The 7332-nt window shown below is 66.1% G+C and carries 9 protein-coding genes; all 9 read left to right on the forward strand.

Annotated features, from left to right (window positions below; genetic code table 11):
- On the forward strand, nt 1–188 hold a 188-nt coding region (locus SX243_24305), incomplete at its 5' end, for a hypothetical protein (protein MDY7096109.1).
- Nucleotides 185–1048 (forward strand): RNase adapter RapZ, encoded by an 864-nt coding sequence (gene rapZ, locus SX243_24310; protein MDY7096110.1) that lies wholly within the window; start codon nt 185–187, stop codon nt 1046–1048. The genes SX243_24305 and rapZ, both read left to right, overlap by 4 nt.
- 83 nt (nt 1049–1131) lie before the next feature.
- Nucleotides 1132–1593, forward strand: coding sequence for a PTS sugar transporter subunit IIA (locus tag SX243_24315; GenBank protein MDY7096111.1), 462 nt, complete (start codon nt 1132–1134; stop codon nt 1591–1593).
- Nucleotides 1590–1859 (forward strand): HPr family phosphocarrier protein, encoded by a 270-nt coding sequence (locus SX243_24320; protein ID MDY7096112.1) that lies wholly within the window; start codon nt 1590–1592, stop codon nt 1857–1859. The genes SX243_24315 and SX243_24320 overlap by 4 nt, the downstream gene beginning before the upstream one ends.
- 1 nt (nt 1860) lies before the next feature.
- Nucleotides 1861–3702, forward strand: coding sequence for a phosphoenolpyruvate--protein phosphotransferase (gene ptsP / locus SX243_24325; GenBank protein MDY7096113.1), 1842 nt, complete (start codon nt 1861–1863; stop codon nt 3700–3702).
- Nucleotides 3703–3704: 2 nt separating this feature from the next.
- Nucleotides 3705–4061: a cupin domain-containing protein gene (locus tag SX243_24330; protein ID MDY7096114.1), complete on the forward strand. Its 357-nt coding sequence runs from the start codon at nt 3705–3707 to the stop codon at nt 4059–4061.
- Nucleotides 4054–4887 (forward strand): hypothetical protein, encoded by an 834-nt coding sequence (locus tag SX243_24335; protein ID MDY7096115.1) that lies wholly within the window; start codon nt 4054–4056, stop codon nt 4885–4887. The genes SX243_24330 and SX243_24335 overlap by 8 nt, the downstream gene beginning before the upstream one ends.
- A gap of 2 nt (nt 4888–4889) precedes the next feature.
- Nucleotides 4890–6329, forward strand: a complete 1440-nt coding sequence (gene miaB / locus SX243_24340) for a tRNA (N6-isopentenyl adenosine(37)-C2)-methylthiotransferase MiaB (protein MDY7096116.1) — start codon at nt 4890–4892, stop codon at nt 6327–6329.
- A 251-nt stretch (nt 6330–6580) separates the two neighbouring features.
- Complete coding sequence (locus tag SX243_24345) at nt 6581–7081, forward strand: bifunctional nuclease family protein (GenBank protein MDY7096117.1); 501 nt, start codon at nt 6581–6583, stop codon at nt 7079–7081.
- Nucleotides 7082–7332 lie beyond the last annotated feature (251 nt).

The raw sequence follows: 7332 nt of genomic DNA on the forward strand, positions 1-7332 counted from the left end.
ACATCCGCATGCCAGTGGCCATGGGACGCAACATCTCCATCCTCATCGAGATCGCCGCCCGCAACCACGTGCTCAAAATGCAAGGACATCACTCCGCCCGGGAGTTCGCCCGCAAGTTGGAGGAGGAGCTGGAGCGCAAACGAGTGCGCAACAGCAACCGCCGAGACGGAACCGGGGGCCGGCCGTGACCGCTCGTTTGGCGCTGATCACCGGTCTCTCCGGCTCGGGCAAGAGCTCGGTGGCCAAGAGCTTCGAGGACCTGGGCTTCTACACCGTCGACAATCTGCCGTTGCCGTTGCTCAGCCGATTCCTCGACGACCCGGTCAACCTGGTGGCGGGGAAGGAGCGCATCGCCGTGGTCACCGACGTCCGGGCTCCGGGCTTCGCCGAGGAGTTCCCGCGGCTGGTGCGCACCATCGACCGTGGCAAGGTCTCTCCCACCTTGATCTTCCTCGAAGCCTCCGACGAGACTCTGGTGCGGCGATTCTCCGAGACCCGTCGACCCCATCCTCTGGCAGCGGACCAGCCGGTGATTGCCGGCATCCGGACCGAGCGGGAGCTGCTGGCGGAAGTGCGGGGACTGGCGGACCTCGTGTTGGACACCAGCGAGCTTTCGATCCATGACGTGCGCCGGCATATTTACCGCCAATTCGCTGAAACGCCGGAGCAGGAGCCGGGCATGGTCGTGTCGCTGGTGAGCTTTGGCTTCAAGCACGGCATCCCTTACGGCACCGACCTGCTCTTCGACGTCCGTTTCCTGGCCAATCCTCATTTCGTTCCGGGGCTGCGGGAATCCACCGGCCTCGAAGAGAACGTCCAGGCTTATCTGGAGGATCAGCCCGACTACCAAGGGCTGGTGGAGCGGCTGTCGGACTTCCTGCTCTACCTCCTGCCTCGTTACCGCCGCGAGAACCGGGCCTACCTCTCGGTGGCCATCGGCTGCACCGGCGGCAAGCACCGCTCCGTGGCCACCGTCGAACGCCTGGCCAACGCCCTCGACGAGGCCAACTGGGCCGTGCGCGTCCAGCACCGCGACATCGGCCGCTAGCGCCCGCGCTCCATTGCCAAAGCTCCATCCCACGGGTACTATCCTCGGGATGACGTGCCCATTGTCCGGGCACGAGGTGACCTATGAAGATTTTGTTGCTCAGTCACGGCAATCTGGCCCGTGAGCTTCTGGCAGCTGCCCGCACCATCGCCGGCGAGCTGCCGGACTTCGAGGCCCTGCCCCTGGATTGGTCCCAGGGCTCCGAAGAGATCCGCCGCCACATCTCCGAGACCCTCGCAGAGATCGACGACGGCTCCGGAGTCCTGATCCTGGCGGACGTCTTCGGCGCCACCCCCTGCAACGCCGCCATGTCCTTCCACGATCCTGGAAGGGTAGAGGTGTTGGGCGGCGTCAACCTACCGATGGTGGTGCGATTGGGTTGTTTGGCGGGCAAAGAATTCACCCTCGAAGAAGCGGCGCGCTGGTTGCGGGACAAAGGACGTTCGAGCATTCAGGCCAGCTGCGACCTGCAGCCTCGCCGGCCGACCTCGGCGAGCCCCTGCGACGAACCGCCGCGAGAAAGAGCTTCCGAGACGGTCGGATGATCGAGCGGCGGATTGAAGTCATCAACCGTCTGGGACTCCACGCCCGGGCGGCTGCAAAGCTAGTTCACCTTACCGGCACCTTCGAAAGTGACGTGCAGCTCATCATCGACGGTGACGAGGTGGACGCCAAGAGCATTCTGGGAATTCTGATGCTGGGCGCGGCCCAGGGCACCATTCTCGACGTGCGCTGCGACGGCGGCGACGAGGAGGAGGCCTTGGAGGCCGTATGCGATCTTTTTGCTCAACGTTTTGGAGAGGAGAGCTGAAATGGGTGGCCGGGAGCGGGTGATCAAGGGATTGGGAGTCGCCGAAGGCATCGCCATCGGCCGGGCCGTGTGCATCGAGACTCGGGTCGGCGAGATCTACCGCTTCCCGCTGGCGGAGCATCAGCTGGAGGCCGAAGTGGATCGCCTGCACCGGGCGGTGGAGCGGGCCAACCAAGAACTCCAGAACATCTCCGGTCACACCGCCGGCGAGCTCCGTCAAGAGCTCAGCGGAATTCTCGACGCCCATGCCCTCCTGCTCAAGGACCAGGCTCTGCTGGACAAAGTCGTGCGGCGCATTCAGGAAGAACACGTCAACGCCGAGTGGGCGGTGCACCGCACCACCAGCGAGCTGGCGGCCCGCTTCGATACGCTGGATGACGAATACCTGCGGGAGCGCAAACAGGACATCCTCGACGTCGGCCAGTACCTGCTGCGGGCCCTCCAGGGCATCGCTCATCACGAGCTGTCGGAAATCGAAGGCGACATCATTCTGGTGGCGGACGATCTGCCACCCTCGGAAGCCGTGCGCCTCGGCCGGGAACGAGTCCTGGGCTTCGCCATCGGCTCCGGCGGCCGCACCTCCCACACCACCATCATCGCCCGCTCCCTGAAGGTGCCGGCGGTGGGTGGATTGGAAGGGGTCACCGCCGAGGTGACCGACGAGGACCCGGTGATCATCGACGGTGGGGGAGGGCAGATCATCCTCCACCCGACGCCGGAGACCCTGGCGGAATACCGCCGCCGCCAGCGCAAGCTGGTGGAGAAGGACCGCCAGCTGATGGCCACCCGCGACCTGGCCACCGTCACCCTCGACGGAGTCTCCATCCAGCTGATGGCCAATATCGACCTGCCGGAGGAGATCGAAGACACCGTGGCGGTGGGAGCCGCCGGCATCGGTCTCTACCGCAGCGAGTTCCTGTACATCGAGAAGAGCCCCGAGATGCCCACCGAGGAAGACCATCTCGACATCTACAAGCGGCTCGCCGAGGCGGTGGCGCCGCACCCGTTGGTCATCCGCACGTACGACCTGGGCGGCCGCAAGCTGGCCAAGGAAATGATGGAAGCGGGGGGCGAGAACCCAGTCCTCGGCATGCGCGGCCTGCGCCTGACCATGGCTCGGCCGGAGATGTTCCGGACCCAGTTGCGAGCCGTCTTCCGCGCGGCCCGTCACTACGAGGTCTGGCTGATGCTGCCCCTGGTGGCCGCGGTGGAGGAAGTGCGGGAATTTCGTGCCTTCGCCGATCAGGTCTTGGACGAGCTCGAGGCGGAAGGGCGGGAATGCAGCCGCGACTATCGGCTGGGGGTGATGATCGAGGTCCCCTCGGCGGCCTTCGTCGCCGACCACCTCGCCCGGGAAGTCGATTTCTTCTCCATCGGCACCAACGACCTGATCCAATACTCCCAGGCGGTGGACCGCAACAACGAGCAGGTCGCCCATCTCTACCGGCCGCTTCATCCCGGCCTTCTTCGCATGCTACGCTTCATCATCGAGAGCGCCAGGAACGCGGGGATCGAGGTCAGCCTATGCGGTGAAATGGCCGCCGACCCGACCATCGCTCCTCTGCTCGTCGGCCTCGGGATGCGCCGCCTGTCGGTGAGCCCGCGGCTGGTGCCGGTGATCAAGGCCCAGCTTCGTCGACTCTCTGCCAAGGAATTGGCGGAAGTGGCAGAACGCTGCCTGGAGATGAGCACCGCCGACGAGGTGGGGGAGTACCTCACCGACTTCCTCCGGCGCCGAGCGCCGGAAGATCCTCCCACTGGAGAGATCGTGCTCGAAGAATCGCAATCCAGCCCCGCCGATGGCGAGGCGTCGTCCATACCCGCCGGACACAGGAACTCCTGACCATGAAAGCGCCGATTCGCAAGGTGGACAAGCCCTGGGGCTACGAGCTGATCTTCGCCCACACCGACAACTACGCGGGCAAGATTCTGCACGTGGACCCGGGCCATGCCCTCTCGCTGCAGTACCACGAGCAAAAGGACGAGACTCTCTTCCTACAGTCCGGCGAGGTGGACATCCAAATTCAGGACGGCGACGACGGCCTGGTCTCCCACCGCATGACCGCCGGCGAGTCCTTCCACATCCGCCCCGGCGTGCGCCACCGCATGGTCGCCGGCGCTGCCGGCTGCGACATCATCGAGGTGTCCACGCCGCAGCTCGATGACGTGGTGCGCCTGGAAGATCGTTACGGCCGTGTCTGACTACAAGCATCCCAAGCTCCTTCCATCGCTGCTGGCCTGCGGCCTGCTGACGAGTTGGAGTTGGGGCTGCACTCCGCCGGCACCGCCGCCCACGACGCCGCCCCCCTACGTTCCTCCCACGGTCTCCCCACCGAGGGACGCGGGTACCGTGGTCGAGGATGAGGAGGGCGAAGGAGCCAGGGATCGCGACGACGCTCCGGCGGTGATTCCGCGGGTGGTGGAGATCAACCCTCGTGCTCCCGGCGACGACGGAACGCCCCTGACGCTGGTGGAAGCGGCGGAAGCCGAGAGACGCCGCCGCAGCCGCGAGACGGATCGGGAACCCATCGCGGTGATCACCAACGACAACCTCAAGGAGCTGGGCGAAGGCGTCGAGCTGACCTTTGTGGAAGAGGATCCCGACGCTGCGGCGGAAGCCGCCGACGTTACGGATCGGGAAGCGGCGGAGGCCTATTGGCGGGACCGTATCTACGAGGCCCGACTGGCGCTCCGCCAGGCGGTAGACGAGAAGGCCGAGGTCGAGGAGGAAGCTGCCCGGCTCCGCCGCCGCTTCTATTCCGAGGACGACCCCTTCGTCCGCGACGGCCGGATCAAGCCCGAGTGGGATCGCGCCTTGGACCGCCTGCGGGAGCTGGACCGCGACATCCTGGCCCATCGTTTGGAGGTGGACTCGCTGCTCGAGGAAGCGCGAGCCGCCGACGCCGAGCCCGGCTGGCTGGATGCGGGCGCCGAGCTCGAACCAAGCTTTGACGACGAGGAGGAAGTACCTCCCGGCGAGCTGCCGGCCCACGAGGTGCTCGACCCTCCCACCGACGACGGAACCTGATTATGAGCTCGCTCAACGTTTTGGAGCCCGCCGCCGCGCCGCCGCGGCGCAGCCGCTCCCAGCGCTACTACATCGAGACCTGGGGTTGCCAGATGAACGAGCTGGACAGCCAGCGCATGGCTGGCCAGCTGATGTCCCAGGGCCTCCTGCCCACCCGCGATCCCCGCGATGCGGACGTCATCCTGCTCAACTCCTGCAGCGTCCGGGAGAAGGCCCAGAACAAGGTCTACTCGCGGCTGGGGGAGTACCGCCGATTCAAGGACCACAACCCGGACCTGCTGGTGGGGCTGTGCGGCTGCGTAGCCCAGCAGGAGGGCGAGCGCGCCCTGCGCCGAGTCTCGGATCTGGACTTCGTCCTCGGCCCGGCCCGGGTCGGGGAGCTGCGTTCCGTCCTCGACCGTCGCCGCGGCGGTGAGCGAGTGGTGGCCACAGGCTTCCCGGAGCAGCGCAACTACGAATTCGACGCCATCGACCGGGACGGCCTGTACAAGGGCATGGTGACCATCATCGAGGGCTGCAACAAGCGTTGCACCTTCTGCATCGTCCCCAGCACCCGAGGTCCGGAGCGCTGCCGCCCCTTCGAGGAGATCCTCGAGGAGGTGCGCCATCTGCTGAGCTTCGGCTTCGTGGAGATCGAGCTTCTGGGGCAGACGGTGAACCATTGGCAGGACCCGCAGCAGGACCTGGATTTTGCCGACCTGCTGGATGCCGTGGCGCGCCTGGAGGGCCTGAAGCGCCTGCGCTTCGTGACCTCCTATCCCCGAGACTTCACACCGGCGATGGTGGAGCAATTCGCCCGCCATCCGAATATCTGTCCCTACCTGCACCTGCCGGTTCAGTCGGGGTCGGATCGCGTCCTGAAGCGCATGGGCCGCGGCTACGAGGTCGCCCCCTACCGCGAGCTCCTGGCTTCGATCCGCGAGGCCAGGCCGGAGATCGCCCTGTCGACGGATCTCATCGTCGGCTTCCCGGGGGAGACGGAAGAGGATTTTCGTCAGACTCTGGAGCTGGTGGAGGAGGTCCGCTACGCGTCGATCTTCGCGTTCAAGTACTCCCCCCGCCCGGGCACCGCGGCACCGCGGCTCAAGGATCCGGTGGACGACGCCGACGCCAGCCGCCGGTTGCAGGAGCTCTTCGATCTGCAGAACTCGATTCAGCTGGAGATCCACCAGCAGATGGTGGGGGAGCGGCACGAGATCCTGGTGACCAGCGGGGTGCGCGAGGACGGCACGCAGATGGGCCGCACGCCCTGCCACCGCATCGTCCACTTTCCGGTGGCGGAAGCGCCGGTCTCCCCCGGCTCACTGACGGAGGTTGAGATCGTCCACGGAGGCCCCCACAGCCTCCGCGGCACCTTGACCGCTCCGCCCCCCGCTGCTTCCCCGGAAGGCGCCGAGGCCGGCCTGAGAGGCTCCTCAGGGCTCCCCGTCCTTCGCGGTTGATCGGCTTGATCCGGTCTCCGGCCTTCGCTCCCTAGCAGCCCTCCGAACCCCCGAGTCACCCCCAGAGGCTCTCCGGCAGTCGGCATCGTTTCGGCTGCCACCGATCCCTCCTCCCGACCCTCGCAAAGGCTCCCGCAGGCACTTGGCGGGGTAGGGCAGACCTTTCTTGACCAGTCGCTCTACTTGAGCTGCTCGGCAGCCGCCGAGTCCGAGCGCTTGACCTGAGGGGGAGGGGGCTCCACAATAGCTGCATGACCGAGCCGGCCGAGACGATCCGCATGCGCGTCGGGGGGCTGATTCTGGACCCCGATTCGAACACCCCCATCGTCGTTCTACGCGATGCCGAAGGTGGCCGCTTCCTTCCCATCTGGATCGGTCCCTTCGAGGCCAACGCCATCGTGATGCGCCTGGAGGGTGTCGAAGCTCCCCGGCCCATGACCCACGATCTGCTCCTCAGCGGCCTCCAGGAGCTCCAGGCAGAGGTCCGCCAGATCCTCATCTGCGACCTGAAGGACAACACCTTCTACGCGCGGATCTACCTCTCCCAGGGCAAGGAGGAGATCGTCCTCGACGCCCGCCCCAGCGACGCCATCGCCCTCGCCCTCCGAGCCGAAGCCCCGATCCTGGTGGCCACTTCGGTGCTCAAGGAGGCGAGCACGGATGAGCGGACGACGAAGCTGACGGAGGAGGAACGGATCCGCAAGTGGCTCGAGGAGCTCGAGCCGGAAGATCTCGGCGAATACGAGATGTAGTCAGTTCTCGCCTTCCAGCCCCCGCCTCCCAGCCCTCGCCTCCCAGTCCCACGGCCACCCCGTCGCGCCTATCCCCGCCTCGCTCTTTTCGCCAAAACCTCAAGTGATACTTTAGGTTTCTGTCTACCTTTTCTGCCCAAGCGGTAGGCATCCGCGTGGGCTACGAATCTCGCCTCTTGATTGTTCATCCCATGGCTCAAGGGGGAAAACCTGTGCCTGGGCGTCGACAGTCGAGCCCTGCGGTGGCCAGG

The sequence above is a fragment of the Acidobacteriota bacterium genome, assembly GCA_034211275.1.
Classification (GTDB): Bacteria; Acidobacteriota; Thermoanaerobaculia; order Multivoradales; family JAHZIX01; genus JAGQSE01.